Origin of the sequence: Bacillus sp. AFS031507, assembly GCF_002584635.1 — a bacterium.
Lineage (GTDB): Bacteria > Bacillota > Bacilli > Bacillales > Cytobacillaceae > Neobacillus.
The window spans coordinates 1-17856 of the sequence record NZ_NUOW01000045.1; the positions used below are offsets into that span (position 1 = coordinate 1).

General features: G+C 39.5%; 11 protein-coding genes. 1 reads left to right on the top strand and 10 read right to left on the bottom strand.

The window, feature by feature from the left end; genetic code table 11:
- Positions 1–346: 346 nt before the first annotated feature.
- From COE25_RS26900 to COE25_RS26945, 10 genes are all read right to left on the bottom strand, one after another.
- Positions 347–2161 (bottom strand): ABC transporter ATP-binding protein, encoded by a 1815-nt coding sequence (locus COE25_RS26900; RefSeq protein ID WP_098934829.1) that lies wholly within the window; start codon positions 2159–2161, stop codon positions 347–349.
- Between the two features lie 8 nt (positions 2162–2169).
- The gene (locus COE25_RS26905) at positions 2170–3924 is read right to left on the bottom strand and encodes an ABC transporter ATP-binding protein (protein WP_098934830.1); all 1755 of its coding nucleotides are present in this window, start codon (positions 3922–3924) and stop codon (positions 2170–2172) included.
- Between the two features lie 151 nt (positions 3925–4075).
- Positions 4076–4990, bottom strand: coding sequence for an ROK family protein (locus COE25_RS26910; protein WP_098934831.1), 915 nt, complete (start codon positions 4988–4990; stop codon positions 4076–4078).
- A 15-nt stretch (positions 4991–5005) separates the two neighbouring features.
- Positions 5006–5914: an ROK family protein gene (locus COE25_RS26915; RefSeq protein WP_098934832.1), complete on the bottom strand. Its 909-nt coding sequence runs from the start codon at positions 5912–5914 to the stop codon at positions 5006–5008.
- A 74-nt stretch (positions 5915–5988) separates the two neighbouring features.
- Positions 5989–7401: a glycoside hydrolase family 1 protein gene (locus COE25_RS26920; protein WP_098934833.1), complete on the bottom strand. Its 1413-nt coding sequence runs from the start codon at positions 7399–7401 to the stop codon at positions 5989–5991.
- 70 nt (positions 7402–7471) lie between these two features.
- Complete coding sequence (locus COE25_RS26925; RefSeq protein ID WP_098934834.1) at positions 7472–8977, bottom strand: response regulator transcription factor; 1506 nt, start codon at positions 8975–8977, stop codon at positions 7472–7474.
- Entirely contained in the window at positions 8970–10766 is a 1797-nt protein-coding gene (locus COE25_RS26930) for a sensor histidine kinase (RefSeq protein ID WP_098934835.1), read from the bottom strand. The genes COE25_RS26925 and COE25_RS26930 overlap by 8 nt, the downstream gene beginning before the upstream one ends.
- Before the next feature lie 172 nt (positions 10767–10938).
- Positions 10939–12396 (bottom strand): ABC transporter substrate-binding protein, encoded by a 1458-nt coding sequence (locus COE25_RS26935; protein WP_098934836.1) that lies wholly within the window; start codon positions 12394–12396, stop codon positions 10939–10941.
- Positions 12397–12424: 28 nt separating this feature from the next.
- Entirely contained in the window at positions 12425–13417 is a 993-nt protein-coding gene (locus tag COE25_RS26940) for a carbohydrate ABC transporter permease (protein WP_373605379.1), read from the bottom strand.
- A gap of 48 nt (positions 13418–13465) precedes the next feature.
- On the bottom strand, positions 13466–14395 hold the full coding sequence (locus tag COE25_RS26945) for an ABC transporter permease (protein ID WP_088089957.1): 930 nt from the start codon (positions 14393–14395) through the stop codon (positions 13466–13468).
- A gap of 416 nt (positions 14396–14811) precedes the next feature.
- On the opposite strand from COE25_RS26945, the gene COE25_RS26950 reads away from it, so the two are divergent.
- Entirely contained in the window at positions 14812–17826 is a 3015-nt protein-coding gene (locus COE25_RS26950; RefSeq protein WP_098934837.1) for an endo-beta-N-acetylglucosaminidase, read from the top strand.
- Positions 17827–17856: the final 30 nt, after the last annotated feature.

Below are 17856 nucleotides of genomic sequence, written 5' to 3' on the forward strand. Positions count from 1 at the left end.
ATGTCAGAAGCGACATTTATCATTATATCGAATCTCTTTCACTATGTCAATATAATAATTTAACTTTTTTCGCATCACTTTTAACTAATAAAACTGCCGTCAAAAGCAACTTCCTTATAATAGCACCATCGATTTACTTATGCAACAGAAAGTTTTCCTTTTTTTTAATGGACTGTTCATTTCCTCAATACTTTTTTGAGATAACACCCCCTTCCTCTCGAAACATAACCAAATTCAACCCTTCGAAATGATGAGCAGAAGAAAGGAACCAGAGCGATTATCCCTGATTCCTTTCTCTAAATCCTATTTTATTTTGTCTACTTTTGGGATTGTAACGCACAGGCACCTAGCCTAGCATTTTGTATTGGGCTTTTACTAGTTCATAGTAAACTCCTTGTTCTGCCATTAGTGTGTTGTGATTTCCTTGTTCAAGGATATGTCCATGGTCCAGTACAATAATTTTGTCTGCTTCTCTGATGGTTGAGAGCCTATGAGCAATCATTATGGCGGTTCTACCTTTTAATAATGTTTTTAATGCCTTTTGAATTTTTACCTCAGTCTCTGTATCAATGCTTGCTGTTGCTTCATCAAGGATGAGAATTTTCGGGTCAGCCAGGAGTGCTCTTGCAAAGGAGAGAAGCTGACGTTCCCCTACCGACAAGACATTGCCTCGTTCTTCCACTTCTGTTTGATACCCTTTCGAAATTTGAGTAATGAAATGATCAGCGCCTACTGCTTTTGCCGCTGCGATCACTTCCTCATCGCTGGCGTTGGGATTCCCATAGCGAATGTTTTCCATAATGGTACCCGAAAAGATAAACGTATCCTGGAGCACCACACTAATTTGCGAACGCAGGCTAGCGATCGATAAATCTTGTATAGGACAGCCATCAATTTTGACAATACCTCCTGTAGCATCATAAAATCGGCTCACCAAATTAGCAATGGTTGTTTTCCCTGAACCAGTATGCCCGACAAGCGCTGTCGTCTCACCTGCTTTAATCGTAAGAGAAACTCCATTTAACGCTTTTCGTTTTCCATCGTAAGAAAACTCTACCTCTTCAAAATCAATATGGCCTTTAATCGAGGAAAGTTTAATAGGATTTGGAGATTCTATCACACTAGGTCGTTCATCTAAAAACTCAAACACGCGCTCAGAAGAAGCCATTCCAATTAGAAGCTGGTTATACAATTGCCCAAGACGAGAAATCGGCTCCCAGAACATGCCTAAATAAAAGGCAAACGAAACAAATTCTCCAATGGTACACTCGCCTCGTGCAACAAGAACCGCCCCATACCAGATAAGAATAGCCGTCCCCACAGCATTCGTCATCTCGATAAGCGGGCCAAACATCGCATTTTTTTGGACTGCTTGCTTCCATGTTTGATAATTTTCTTGGTTGAGCCCCTTAAAAAATTGGATATTTTCTTTTTCTTGCGTATAGGATTGTGTAATTCGAATACCTTGAATACTCTCATTTAAGTGAGAATTTATTTTTGACTGTTTAAGCCGAACGTCTTGCCACAATAACCGGATTTTTTTTCGCAAGCTGGTTGAAATGAAAAACATAATCGGCAAAATAATCATAATCGCAATGGTGAGCTTTACATTCAGTGATAATAAGATAAAAATAGTAGCGAACAATAGGAGAAAATCGGTTAAAAGATTAATGACCCCACTTGTAAATAACTCCTGTAAGGAATTAATGTCATTCATAATCCTTACTAGAATGGATCCAGCTGAACGCTGATCAAAAAATCTATGTGATAAGGATTGTACATGTGTAAATAAGTGCCTGCGCAAATCATAAATTACATCTTGGCCAAGCCTGTTCATCCAGCGAATTCTTAACGAATTGCTCAAATACGATAACAAATATAATCCTGAAATGATAAAAACAAGCTGCATCAACAGGGTTGTATCTTTTTCAATAATAGCCCGATCAAGCGTGTATACTCCAATTAAAATCGGGATAATTAAACGGATCGCCGTTGAAAGAATAACAGCAGCAAACGAAAGAGGCAGTAAATTTTTAACATAGGGTTTTAAATACAGTAACAATCGCAACATTTGCTTCCAGTTAAACGGTTTATCAATCACTAGATCCTCAGAGTAATGAAATCGCTCTAATATCAGTTGTTTCTTTCGATTTTCTTTCATGGTTCCACCTACCTTACTGCCTTTTCGATAATCGCTGCTTGATCCTGGTATTGAAGGGTATAAATTCTTTGATAGGCACCATTATCGGAGGTTAGCTGTTCATGCGTGCCTCGTTCAATGATGTTCCCGTCTTCAAGGACTAATATTTCATCTGCATGCTTCAACGATGAAATCCGATGGGCAATAATAAATGTGGTCCGCCCCTTCATCACTTCCTGAAGGGCCTGTTGAATTTGAAATTCGGTTTCCATATCCACCGCACTTGTCGAATCATCTAATATGAGAATAGTAGGATTGGTACAAATGGCGCGGGCAATTGCAATTCGTTGCTTTTGTCCCCCTGAGAGACCCATTCCCCGTTCGCCAAGCATGGTGTCATATCCATTAGGCAATTCCATAATAAAATCATGGGCTTGAGCACGTTTTCCTGCATCGATAATCTCTTCCATCGTCGCGTCTGGTCTTCCGTATGCTATATTCGCTTTGATCGTCGATGAAAAAAGGAAGGTTTCCTGTAAGACAACGCCAATTTGTGTACGCAGCATTTTCAATTCATATTCCTGAATCGGGCGGCCATCAATGAGAATGGTCCCTTCCGTTGGCTCATAAAAGCGTGACAAAAGCTGGATAATGCTTGTTTTCCCTGAACCGGTCGCACCGATAAGGCCAATCGTTGAGCCCGGAGACGCATCAAAGGTAATATGCTGAAGGGCTGCTGTTTCTTCCATTTGATAGTGGAACGTAACATCTTGGAATACGACATGTCCTTCTAGATGATCAATCGGCTTTACATCCTTACCATCATAAATAGTTTCAGGCGCTTCTAATACTTCAAGAAGCCGCTCCCCAGAGGCTTTCGCCTGTGAGAACATATTAATGGTAAAACCAAGGTTCATGATGGGCCACATAATATACCAAACGAGACTGTAAAAGGCCACAAGCTCACCAGGGTTTAGTACACCCTGAATAACCTGAAATCCCCCGTATCCCAATAAAGCGACTACAGAAATATTGCCGATCAGCTCCATGAGCGGGAAGTACTTTGCCCAGACAGCTGCTGTAGTAAGTTGTTTCGTTCTATAAACTTGATTTGTCTCATTAAATCGCTCTATTTCCACCGCTTCTTTTGATAAAGCTTTAACCGTGTGAATGCCGCTAATATTTTCTTGGACCTTCGTATTTAATTGTCCAAACGATTCGCGAATCCCTCGAAAAGCGGGATGTACAGCTTTGTCAAATTTATAAGCAGTCACACAGATAAAGGGTAACACCACCAGGGTGACGAAGGTGAGCGAAACAGAATAATACAACATCACACACAAACTAGCCCCAACTTGAATGACAAAACGAAGGATCTCAATAAATCCAAAGGAGACAAATATGCGAAACCCTTCTACATCTGCGGTTAACCGTGACATTAAGTCCCCTGTCTTCGCATTATCATAATAACGGAAGGATAGCCGCTGCAGTTTTTCATAGAGGGCATTTCGAAGCAGATACACAGATTTAATTCCAAACATATCCGCCAAATAATGTTGAATATACGTTGATAGCCCTTTTACCGCCATGATCGCGATAAATCCAAAGGATATCCAGGGTACCCAATCATATTTCTTACCAAGCACCACCTCATCAATTGTCATTTGCAAAATGATTGGATAGACAACCGTAATAGCCGCGACGACCAGCAGGAAAAGCATCGACCAAATAAAATCTCTTTTATAAGGGAGATAAAAGGATTTTAATTTTTTAAAAACTAACATCTCTTCCTCCTAAAGAAAAAATTTTCATCCTTTACATCATATAAAGTTTACGTCAAAAATATTTCGCAATTACGAAATTTCGAATAACTAATTTTTTTAAAAAAATATTCCAAGACTCACTTCTTTAAAAGTCCAATGCATTGTCATCCCTCTAGAAAATCGTCACAACTCTTCCTTTTAATTTTAAAAAGTGAAATAAAGCCCCGATTAAGTTGGCATCATTATGAAATTGACAGGCTTCCACCATAATATCCAGCGTAGAGATATCATCCTTCAGCAGCTTTAATTCCTGATTGATACCGTTAATCACTTCTGACCGCTTGCTTATTCCTCCGCCGATTAAGATTTTTTTCGGATCGAGAGCATATTTCAAATTATAGATTCCGATCGCCAGCTTTTTGTAATATTGATTAATACATTCGTTGACAAGAGGATCACCTTCTTCAGCCAAGCGAAATACGGCTTCCCCGTCCAACGTTCCTTTTGCAAGTGACTTTCTCATTTCCACTTCTTCTATCAAAGCCCGGGTCGATGCCAACCGGCTCCAGGTCGATTGCAGCGGATGCTTGGGCGGGTTCCCCATTATCATAAAACCAAACTCACCGCCGTGAAGAGTAGCTCCACGCAAAATCGTTTGATTGATAACAATACTGCCGCCAATTCCTGTGCCGATGACAATGCAAATATAGTAATCCGTTTCTTTAGCCGCCCCGATCCAGCCTTCTGCCAAGGCTGCACAGTTCGCATCATTTTCAATTGACACGTCTAGGCCAGTCCGTTCCTTTAGCAAGTCTGTCATGCCTACTCCATGGATATAGGGAATAGCGCTTGCTCCCCCAATAAAGCCTCTATTCACGTCTACAGCACCAGGCGAACTTAAAGCGATCCCTTCAAGATCAAACAAGCTTTTATATTTCGTTACTAGTTCTGTGATATTTGTCAGGAATCGGTCTAATCCTTGTTGAGGAGTTGGAATCTTCCCGCTTTCTAGTTTCTTGGCTTGATCATTCATGACCGCATACTTGATATAAGTGCCGCCGATATCAAATACCATGTAAGTTTTCATGAAAATTCCCCCCAATTATTGAAGCCATGTTTGTTGTGTCAGCAGGGCCGCCCCAATGACACCCGCCTTTGTACCTAAGGAAGCACACTCAATTTGTACCTTATTACGCAACTGTGGATATAAATAGTCATTTACTTTTTCAAGAAGGAGCGGCATAAGATATTCTTTTGATTGCATGACTCCTCCGCCCAAAACAATGATGTGCGGGTCAACGGTATGAACAACATTGGCAATTCCTTTTGCCAATGTTGCAACCATTTGTTCAACAATCACGACCGCTTCTTTCTCACCCTGCATCGCCATTGCGAATACTTCGCCTGCGTGTCCTGTAATCCCTAATTTTTCTTTTCCTTGTCGTTTTACAGCCGTCCCACTTGCCAATGTTTCTAAGGATCCGATATTCAAAGCAGGGTGCGGAGGACCGTCTCGATCAATGATCATATTGCCCACTTCACCTGCACAGAAATGGGCACCCTGAATCAATTGATTCCGATAGACAAACCCTCCCCCGATTCCTGTACTAACAGTTATATAAAAAACAGACTCTTTTCCTTTACCAGCCCCAATCATGGCCTCTGCGAGAGCCGCTGCATTTGCATCATTATCAAGGACAACTTTTTTCTGTAAAGCTTTTTCTAGCATTTCAACCAATGGGATACGATCCCACCCAGGTAAATTATTCGGACTTAAAATAAGTCCTTGTCTTAAATCCAAAGGACCTGGCGAGCCGATTCCGATGGCTTCAATATTTCTTTTCTGCAAAATCCCCTCGCAGAGTTGTATCATCTGATTAATGACATAGTGGGGGCCTCTATCGCTTTCCGTTGTTACATGAAGCTCTTCTATTATTTGTCCCTCCAAGGTCACAACGGCAATTCTTAAATTTGTTCCTCCCAAATCAATACCAAGAAGATATTTTTCCATTCCGTCCACTTCCTTCAGACAAGTTCACTAGAATACTAATTTAACAGGATCACACCTCTTACCATTCTTCCATATTAGAAACCTTTGTTCTCAGACAGCTGTTTATACCATCTGCCTGATTTTTTAATTGTCCGTTTAAAATCATTCGTTAGATCTACTTCTACTAATCCGTATCGGTTCTTATAGGCATTGGTCCATGACCAGTTATCCATAAATGTCCAAAGATGATAACCAAGGCAATTTGCCCCTTCTTGAAGACCTTTATGAACCCATTTCAGGTGTTCTTGAATAAACTCAATCCGATAATCATCCTCAATATATCCGGCTTCATTACGGAATTTCGCTTCCCCTTCAACCCCCATGCCATTCTCTGAAATAAAGAATGGGAGATTACCATAATGATCGCGAATGTCGATCATGATGTCATAGATAACTTCCTCACAAATTTCCCAGCCACGGTGCGGATTGATTTTACGATTTGGCATGATATAAGGATCAAATAGATGTTCCGGCATAAATGGAGCGTCTTTAGGTACCTGCTGTTCCTTTGCTTTTACACGGCGGGGCTGGTAATAGTTCACTCCTAAAATATCAATCGGATTGTTTTTTATGACTGCTAAATCTCCCGGTTCCACTGTTGGCAGTAACTCTCTATCTCTTAAAATTTCAACTAAATCCTTCGGGTACTCCCCTTTTGTGACCGGATCAAGAAAGCTGCGGTTAAAGAATAAATCCGCAATATGAGCAGCTTTGACATCGTCCGCGTCCTGGCTTCTTAGGTAGGATGGCGTCAAGTTGAGGATAATGCCAATCTTGCCGTCTAAATTCAACTTCTTATAAGCCTCGACTGCTAAGGCATGGGCAACAATGGTATGATGGGCAACTTGTGCACCACGTTTGAAATCTACAACATTAGGGTAATGCAAATCATATAAATAACCGGCCTCTACAGGAACAATCGGTTCGTTAAAAGTAAACCAATACTTGACCCGGTCCCCGAACAATTGAAAGCAGATTTTCGCAAAGTTTACATAGGCCTTGATGACTTCCCGGCTTTCCCAGCCGCCTTTTTCCTGCATGCACATCGGCATATCAAAATGATATAGATTCATGAACGGTTCAATATCATTTGCCAGTAGTTCATCAATCACTTGGTTGTAAAAGGTAACGGCTTTCTCATTCACTTCCCCGACTCCATCTGGAATCAATCGTGACCATTGGATGGAAGTGCGGAAGGAAGTATGACCCGTTTCTTTCATAAGCTGAATATCTTCTTTAAACCTATGATAGAAGTTAGAAGTATGCTCAGGTCCTACAGCATTATGGAAACATCCCGGCTCGATGCTATACCAATAATCCCAAATGCTTGATTTTCTCCCATCGATAGTTGCGGCACCTTCTGTTTGCGGTCCGGATGCAGCACTTCCCCACCAAAAGTTTTTTGGAAAACGATAGCTGAGGTTATTCCCTTGAATAGAATTTTCCATTGTTCATCACCGACTCTTTTTTTAATAAATTCTTTATTGTTAAAAAGGCTCCTTAGAACCATGTTGATCGTTAAATTTTTCTCCACTCACTTGGTGTGGTTCCAACATTTTTCTTGAATTGCTTATAAAAGTAAGTGGTATCCGAATAACCTACTTTTTTCCCGATTTCACCTGCTCGATAGTGGGTTGTTTTTAGTAATTCCTTTGCTTTTTCCAATCGATACCGATTAAGGTATTCAGAGAAGACCACTCCAACTTCTTTTTGAAATAATTGTCCAAGGTAGATAGCGTTTACATGAAACTGTTGGCCCAATGTTTTTAATGATATTCCTTGATCGTAGTGGGCATGTATAAACTTTAGAACATTTTGCACAATCGGGCTGCGCATATTCACTTGATGACTAATCGACAGAATCAGTGCGTGGCAATACTCCTTCAAAATGGTTCTCATTTGATCGATATCCGAGCTATACACCATTCTTTCAACAGCTGCTGTATAATGGGAAAGGTCATCTGTCTGGATGGAATAATGGATATACGAAATTAAATCAAAGGTATATTTGCTAGCAACCTGTGGTGAGATAAATTTGGTTCTCTTCGTAAGATTTTGAAAAAATAGTTCAATCATATGTAACGTTTCTTCATCTGCATTCACTAGTTGTTTTACGATATTTTCTTTAAATTCTTGCTGTTTTTTTAATTCGTCTTGTTTATCAATCGCCAACCGATCTGAAATAAGCACATTGGGCTCTGAATAAAGTTGAAGCAAACTATTTTCTCTTGCACAGGTAAAACTTTCTTCCAATCTATCGATCGTTTGAACCGGATGTCCCATTGATAAATAGAAAACACCTGTCCCTTTTTGCCCATCACGCAGCTGCTGTACAAGGGTTTGGTTCCATGTATATAACGCTTCTTCACTCGTACTTTCAAAAATAATTATGAGTTCTTGATTTGGACTATAAAGACAGTTGGCCGAAAAATTCTCTTCAATAAAGTTCCTGATCTTCTTAGAAACCTCAGCATGATGATAATGTTCAAAATCTAATATTGAGACATTATAATACGGTTGTTGAAAGGTAATATGATATAACGCCAATCTTTCAAGACAGTCACGTTTGTCAATTTCACCATTTATAAAGCGCCATAACGTATTATCCTTCATCGTTGTCGTTTCCTGTGTATAATCCGGCCCTGTCACCGCATTCAATTTCTGGCCTACATTTTGGACGGTCGTCAATAATTCCTCTTCATCTACAGGTTTCAATAAGTAGTTTTCGATTCCTAGTAATAAACCTTGTTTAATATACTCAAACTCCTGATAACCTGTTAAGACAATACATTTGATCTGCGGCTGAAATTTCCTCGTTTCTCTAATTAACTCCAAGCCTGACATTTCGCCCATTAAAATATCTGTTATAAGAATTTCGATCGGATTCTCCTTTAGATAAGCAAGGGCTTCTTCCCCGCTTTCAGCAGTGTAGACAATCTCAAATCCGTAATCCTCCCAATCTAAGAGCGCCTTAAGTCCTTTCGTAATAAGCGGTTCATCGTCAACAAGCAGGACCTTATACATGGCTGGATCCCTCTACTGGAATGGTTAGGGTGACCATCATTCCTTGGTTATAGTCACTTTGAAGGGTAATACCAAACTGGTTCCCATATTTCAATTTTAAGCGTTGATGGATATTTCTAAGACCGATTGATTTCATTTCTTCCCCATCCTCACGATTGATATGATTCACTATGTTGGATAACTCCTCTTCCGTCATTCCTTTACCATTGTCTTGTATACGTATTTCGATTTTATCGCCAAGATTAGCGGCACATATGAACAACTCATTATCGGATCGTTCCTTTTTAAAACCATGGACAAAGTAATTTTCGATGATCGGCTGCAGAATTAATTTTTGAATGAGTATTTGGTCCACATCACTTGCAATATCAAAATGAACGAGTAATTTATCCGGATATTTAAGCTGCATCAATTTTAAATATTGATTCACATATTCAATTTCAGTATAAAAAGGCACCATGTCTTTAGATTCTAACGAATATCGAAACAGTTTGGCCAAATGGAAAATCATTTTACTAGAGGTTTTTGAGCCTTCTACGACTGCCACCATCCGTATCGCTTCGAGCGTATTGAATAAAAAATGTGGATCAATTTGTGCTTGAAGGGCTTTCAATTCCGCCTGCTGCTGCTTCATGGTTAGCAGATAAAATTGATCAATATTATGATTCAATTCATTTAACATGGAATTAATATTGACAGCAATCCTCGATAATTCATCTTCATGTTTGGATTCGGGAATCCGTGCGTCTAAGTTTCCCTTTTCCACTTGACGAATAATAGAAACTATTTGATTAATTCTCCTCGAGTAATTTCGCATAAATGAATAGGATATTAAAATAGCAATTAAAATGAGAAAGGTAATAACAATCCACATCGTTCCCCTGACGATCGATAACTTCTGCCATCCTTTGTCAGGAATAACACCTACAAACGTATAATCACCCATATTGGCAATCGAATTAATATAATAGTTATCATGTTCCCACTTAATTTTCGTCTCATTCGTTTCATGTTTGACCTTATCTAAAATAGCAAGGGGAACCCCCTTATTCACGGAATAAACAATTTTGCCGTCCGCATCTAGCAAAAAAATAGAAGTTGGTGCCCCTTCATGTTTTTTTACAATCTTGTCTAAACGGTCTGTCGAGTAAAAAATAGACACGACACCTATTTTTTTGAGCGTTACGGGATTGTTAATAGCAATCTCTTTGGTAATGGTATTTCTTAATTTCCGGCTCCTTGGCAGGCTTTCTTCCATTACATGTGGGTAGCCCTGGTTGAAAAGCGGACCTGATATGGTGGAAGGGCCGATAATGCTTTTATTCCATCGTATGTTATTATTAACTATCAAATATTCAATAGAGGGATTTTCCGACGAACGTAAACTTACCGCATTAATATCACTATCTTGACTAAAGAAACCATTAAAATAGGTATCAATATTTCTCGGAGTAAACGATTGATCTTCTGAAAATTTATCTAGACGGTATTCCAAATATTTCTCATAGCCATTGTTAAGGGCAAAGGACATATCATCAATCATATCCCCCTTAACATAGAGATCTCTTATCGCTCTATTAATATCTGCATCCTTACCGGAAAAGTAATCTTCTACTCTTTCCATCGTTCTAGTATTAATATTAACTTCCTTTTGAATAATGATATCTGAATAATAGTTCGTAATCGTCACAATTAAGACAATGACCGTCACAATGATGGTTATGGAAGAGGTTAAAAATAGTCGATTAAATATTTTTTGATTAAAATTTCCTTTTCTTTTCAATTCCATTTCAGTTTCCTCAATTATTCATAGTGTTTACTCAATTTTAACACGCTGGACTAGATTTAACCCCCGAAGACCACACCCAATTGTATTGCGAGTTTGATTATGTCGAAGAATCTTTAAACAATGGAGAAATAAAATCAAGCTGGAAGTTTTTCAACCAGCTTGATTTTATGGATTATTTCCCTTCCTTTTCCTTCCATTCATCAAATTGCTTTTGAATTTCTTTTAATACTTTGTCAATTCCAGCTTCTTTCAACTTTTTATTGTATTTTGGCAAGTATTCTTCTGGGTCAACAGAACCTGTTGCCAAAGCTGGATAGAATTCCTTAGAGATATTCGTAATAGACGCAAGTTCCGATCTTACTGGGTCACTGTTAAAATGGAAACCAAGAGTTGGTGCCGGTTTTGCAGCATTGTTAAATTCCTTAAATTTTTCCCATTTATCTTTAGGATCATTTTCATATAAATCTAAGATAAAGTGATTTCCAAGCGAATAAGTTGGAACATTATATTTATCGATACGCGCTGGAAGATCTTTAATGGTTCCATCTGCATTCTTTTCGTAATGAACTCCTTCAATCCCTTTATCAACAAGGTTACGAAGGTATGGGTCTGTGTTAAGTAGATTTAAGAATTCCATGACTTTTTTAGGATTTTTTGATGTAGTCGAAATGGCCTGAAGGGAACCCGATACAGAATCATTAAAAGTGGTTGGTTCTTCAGCTGGCACAGAAACAACCTCATATTTTGCAGAACGAGACCACACTAAATCAGCATACGGTTGGGAATCACCCATACGAACAAACCAGTTTTCTACATCCAATGGCCAAGTATCTTTGCTTGTCGCGGCATCTGCCTTGATATAGCCGGCTTTATAATATTTATGCATCGTTTTATAGGTTTGCATGGTTAAATCGTCTTCAAAGAAATTAACGACATGGTCTCGATCCCCTTTAAGAGGGAAGGCAAAAGGCATTTCATTATTAAAGACGTAGTCATATGGAAGATAGGCTTTAACTGTTGCCATTGGAGTAATCGAAGCTTCATTCTCTTTAATGACTTGAAGCATTGGCTCGAGATCTTCTAAGGTTTTCACCTTTGTAATATCAAATTTGTATTTGTCGACAAGACGTTTATTGAACGTATAAACAGATTGTCTGGCAGCTTCTTTATTAGCAGGAATACCATAGGTCTTTCCGTTAATTTTAACTCCTGCTAATAGGGCAGGATCTAACGCCGCTTTTAATTCTTTCCCTTCAGTATCTAACAATTCATCAATTGGTTGGAAGGCCCCTTTCTGCGCATTTTGGACGTATTCCGTACCATTAGTAAAGATAATATCAAAAGGTTCGCCTGAATTAATAATAACCTGCGTTTTTTGTTGCCAATCACCCCAGTCAATTTGGGTCATATTAACGGTGGCATTAATTTTTTTCTCTAGATATTTATTTACTTCGGCAAATACTTTATCTGTGTCTTTTTGTGGGGTTCCAATGGTGTACCATTTAATTTCATAGGGCTCGCCATTTTTGCTGCCTTTTTCTGAAGTGGAACTGTCTTTACTAGTACATGCGGAAAGAATAGTTCCAATCGATAAAACTAATGCAAGTAAAAATATTAGCCGTTTCTTCATCTTGACTCTCCTCTTTCTCTTTCTATTTTTATTCTTTAACACCGCCGATAGTCAGTCCGCTAATAAAGTACTTTTGAAAGAACGGGTAAGAGACTGCTATTGGTAAAGTGGCGATTACGACCATAGCCATTTTTGCTGAATCTTGTGGGATGGTATTAAATAAGCTTTGCTGCATTAAGCTAATATCAACATTTTGCCTCATAAATTCTAGGTTCGCCTCTATTTTCATAAGTAAGGACTGGAGTGGGACTAAATTGGGCGAATCAATGTAAAGCAAAGCATTAAACCAATCATTCCAATAACCTAGGGTACTAAACAAGGCAATTGTGGCAATCCCTGGTAAAGAAAGCGGAAAAACGATTTGGAAAAAGGTTCTCCATTCGCTTGCCCCATCTATTCGTGCAGATTCCAAAATCGATTCCGGAACAGATTTTATAAAGAATGTTCTCATGATGATGATATAAAAGGCATTCATGGCAAGTGGTAATATTAACGCCCAAATGGAATTCTTCAAATGTAAGAATTGAGTGGTAATAATGTAACTTGGAACTAAGCCCCCGCTGAAAAGCATCGTGAAGAACGCTAGGAATGTGAAAAATCTTTTATACTTAAATTGAGGTCGTGAAATCGCATAAGAATAAAAGGTAATCATCAACACACTAATAAACGTTCCAACAATCGTAATAAAAAGGGTGACACCGTAAGAACGGAATAATTGGTCCTTCATATTCCATAAGTATTGATAAGCATCGGTACTCCAAGCCTCCGGTATAAGTTGAAAGCCATTTCTCACAATGCTTTCCTCACTGGTAAAGGAAATCACAATAACATAGAGAAAAGGAAAGACACAGATCAAAGTAAAAATACCTAACAGCACACTTATAATCCTATTGGTGACCGGGTGAAGCTCATGAGGATTTCTGGTCTTTTTCCGTTTCATTTTCACCAGCCCACCATTAATTTCTTTCGCGGGTTTGGATAAGACTAAAGATGATTGGGTATTATGAAGTTCATTTGGCATATAGTTAGCCGCCGGGCGACCTTTCCTCCCTTCGTGAAGAATTTAACATTAAAATAATGCACTTTCCTGATCAACTTTTCTAACAATGTAATTCGTTATCATCACCAAGACGAAACCAACTGCCGACTGATAAAGACCTGCTGCCGTACTCATACCAATATCCCCTAAGGTCATAAGCCCCCGGTAAACGAACGTATCAATAACATTGGTAACCGGATATAAGGCACCCGAATCTCTTGGTACTTGATAAAACAATCCAAAATCGGAGTTAAATATTCTACCAATATTCATAATGGTTAAAATAATCATTAATGGCTTCAGCATTGGTAAGGTGACATGCTTGACCTGCTGCCATTTTGTCGCACCATCAATCATGGCAGCCTCATAATAAGTTTTATCAATACCGACGATCGCTGCTAGATACACGATACTGCCATAGCCAATCCCCTTCCACAGGCTCATAAATACAAGAATAAATGGCCAATATTTTGGCTCGCTATACCACGAAATGGCATCTATGTGAAACCAGCCAAGGATATTATTCAAAAGACCACGATCTGCACTCAAGAAGGTAAATACAAAATAGCTGCCGATAACCCATGAAATAAAATGCGGGAACAGCATTCCGGTTTGATAAAACTTGGATAACTTCCGATTAACAAGCTCACTGAGTAAGATAGCGGTTACAACCGCTGCGACAAGTCCTAACACAATAAAGACAAGATTGTATAGGATGGTATTTCTTGTAATAATAAAGGCATCTTCCGTGCTAAACAAATATTTAAAGTTATCCCAGCCCACCCATTCACTATTCATGACGCTGGCAAAAAAACCATCTGGATCAATCCTAAATTTCTTAAAAGCTAAAACTTGTCCAAACATAGGCAAGTAAGAGAACAATAATAACCAAATGGTTCCAGGTAAAACCATAAGCAGCCAAATTCGATTTTTATAAATATCACTCAACATTCCTTTCATGCTTTTCCTCCTCCCTTCCAATGTAAGCACTTCCATATTTATATTTTATAGCTGTCATGATTCTATTTATAGTGAACTTATTTAGGATTAACTGCAAAAATCATATATAGATTTTCTAAATAATCAAATTTTATTTCTGAGTAGAATCATTCACTTTGAATCAATGAAAACGTAGTTGGAATGACGGTTTAGAGTTTACTAACATTAATCCAGTAAATCTATAGTTTATTTAGTATAGCGCTTACATAATAGTTGATAGTATAAAAGTGTTGTTTCTGAAAATTAGAAAACTTCCTATTAGAAGGAAATAAGGGGGGAAATATATCGATAGTTTAACAGAGGGGAGGGATATTTAGTTTTTCGTATTTATATCGTTCAGTTGCCCAACATCATTATTTAATACGAGGAGGATCCCGGTGAAAAATAAAAAGAAAAATAGTAATAAGCGTATCTTTTCCTTTGTCCTATTGTTTTCTCTTCTTATTTCCATGATAACGCCAGAAGCCTATGCCGCTGTGGATGGAGATGGAACGAATGTCGTCAATGAGAATTATGCTGATCAACTGAGTTTACAGCCATTAGCTCCGGCTTTTAGGGTCGAGACACTCCTAAACTGGTCGCCTAAAAAAGACCCAGATGCAGCGTTGAACCGCGCAAGCGTCCCATTAAATAAAAATCGATTTAAAGGACACCAGGTTAACCCGCTAGCACATCCGGAGGCTGGTATTACCTCGGCAGCAATTACGCTCTCGAATCATGACCAGACAAGCCCTGTTGGCAGCAACGATTTTAATGTTTACGCGTTTGATAACTGGCAATTGCTAGATTCTTATATTTACTGGGCAGGAACGGATGAAGGAATTTTCGCCATTCCCTCACCAGATATCGTCGATGCAGCCCATCGGAATGGTGTTCCAGTTTACGCAACCGTAGGTTTTCCATGGGGGCCAGCTTCTAAAGAGGCACTTGCGGAGGTCGAAGCATTCACGAAGCAGGCGGAAGATGGGAGCTTCCCAGTAGCGGATAAAATGATTGAAGTAGCCGAATATTATGGCTTTGATGGTTATTTTATGAATCAGGAAACCTATGGTGTCAGTCAAAAAACAGCGGAACGAATGAATGAAATGATGCGCTATGTGAAGCGGCATTCAAACCTTCGCTTTGGCTGGTATGATTCCCAATCCAATAATGGCTCTGTTTCGTATCAAAATGCCGTTAACAGCAATAATGATTTGTATGTCAAACCAGCAGCAGATGGGAAGTATGCGGTGGATGAGTTTTTCCTAAACTATAACTGGGGAACCCCGCAAATTAACACAACGGTTGCTACAATGAAAAGTCATAACCGTGACCCTTATGATGCTTATGCCGGTTTCGAAGTACAACAGAATTCTTATAATACCAAAATTAATACCAACGCACTCTTAAATGAACAAAAACAGGCAAAGGTTTCCATTGCCCTCTATGCACCAAACTCAACCATGGGATTTGCGGCCGATCCTGTAGATTTCCATGAAAAAGAAACCTATTTCTGGACAGGACCTCAAGGTGACCCGACACGAGCAGACGATTCAGCAAACTGGAAAGGGATGGCCCGTTTTGTCACAGATTCATCTGTCATTCAAAAGATTCCTTTTACTACCAACTTTAACAGTGGACACGGGAAACAATATTTTGTTGATGGAAAAATAGCCAGCCCGCTTGAGTGGAATAACCGTTCCATCCAAGATATTATGCCAACGTGGCGTTGGTGGGTCCGTAATCAAGGCAGCAGAATCAAAGTTTCATATGATTTTGATAAAGCCTATAACGGTGGGAATTCGCTAAAATTCAGTGGTCCGCTCGACGCTTCTTCTGTCAATGACGTGATGCTTTACAGTTCAAAGCTCGAAATCACGGATACAACGAAAATTCGTGTGGTCTATCAGAATCAATCAGGTGCCAATGTTTCGCTGGGTGTTGCCTACAGTGAAGATTATTCACCGGATCAGATGAAGTATTATTCATTGCCAAAAACAAAAACCACCGATGGGTGGCAAACAGCGGTCCTTGACCTGAAAGAGGATGCAGGGAAAACTGCTTATGCAGTAAGCCTTAAAGTCAGCAACTCTGAAAGCCTAGCAAACTATGAAATGAATGTAGGTCAACTATCCGTTTATGATACTGCTGCCTCTATTCAAACAAAACCGCAAAATGCGGCAGTCACTCAAAAGATGCTGCGAACCGCTTTTGATGCCGAGGCACGTCTAAGCTGGTCAGCAGATGAAAAAGTACTGCAATACGAGATTTACCAAAAGAATGCCGATGGAGTAAAAACGCTTTTAGGCTCTACACCAAATAATCATTTCTATGTTTCTAACATTACCAGGACTGTTGCAAACGCTTCACCAGATCATATGACTACCCTAGAGATAGTGCCAGTGAATCAGGATTACGTACGTGGTGAACCAGCAGAGATTGCATTTGACTGGGGCATGGGCACGGATGGAACCGAAATAGAACAACATGGCCCATCTGCAAATGTTGCCCTTAATGCCAAAGTGACGGGTGTTTCTGCTGAAAATGAAGCGGAGCCTGCTTCTAAGGCATTGGATGGAACAGCTGCTGGCAACAGTAAATGGTGTGCCACGAATGCAAAAAGTGGTTACATGACGATTGATTTAGGAGAGCCGAAAACCATCCGCCGCTGGAGAGTCGAGCATGCTCAATATGGCGGCGAAGCAAGTAACATGAACACCGTTGATTTTGAACTGCTCTACAAAGATCAGACAGGTTCGTGGGTCAGTGCAAAAAGAATGACCGGTAATACGAAAGCCGTAACAGATATTATTCTCGACCAACCTGTTACAGCAAGTGAGTTTAAACTTCAGGTCTATAATAGTGGAACATCGCCATGGGGAGCCATCCGTATTTATGAATGGCAGATGTTTGAGAGTGATGCATTGCCAAGAACAGAGAATATTATGATGCATTTTGTATCAGCTGAAAACAATATCGGTGCCCAGGATAAAGTTGTAATCGAACGAGTGAAGCAGGGCCAAACGGTTAGATTGTACAGATCTCTGGACACAAAAGAAGTTTTGGCGGAAAAAACGGCCGAAAAAGACGGAACGCTCACATTTGAGCAGTTGGACTTTGGGCCTGACGCCGGCAGGGTCTATTACACCGTTCAGAACCCGGATACAAGAGAATCCCTCAAGTACAGTACGGCTTATTTGAATGAGTCGGTAACAGAGGTCATTTATAAAATTAACCATTTGCCAGAGCTTAACGAGTTAACCTTGGCTGATAAAAACGAGGTCAATGAGTGTAAAGTGGCCTACAACAAGCTTCATCCAACATTAAGAAAACAAGTCACCAATGAAGATCGACTTGTGCAGGCCATGGCGCGGATGCAGGAGTTGAAGAAAGAGTTTAATAATGGGAATTAACTCGTAGTGCAGTACAAGTCATGATAAATA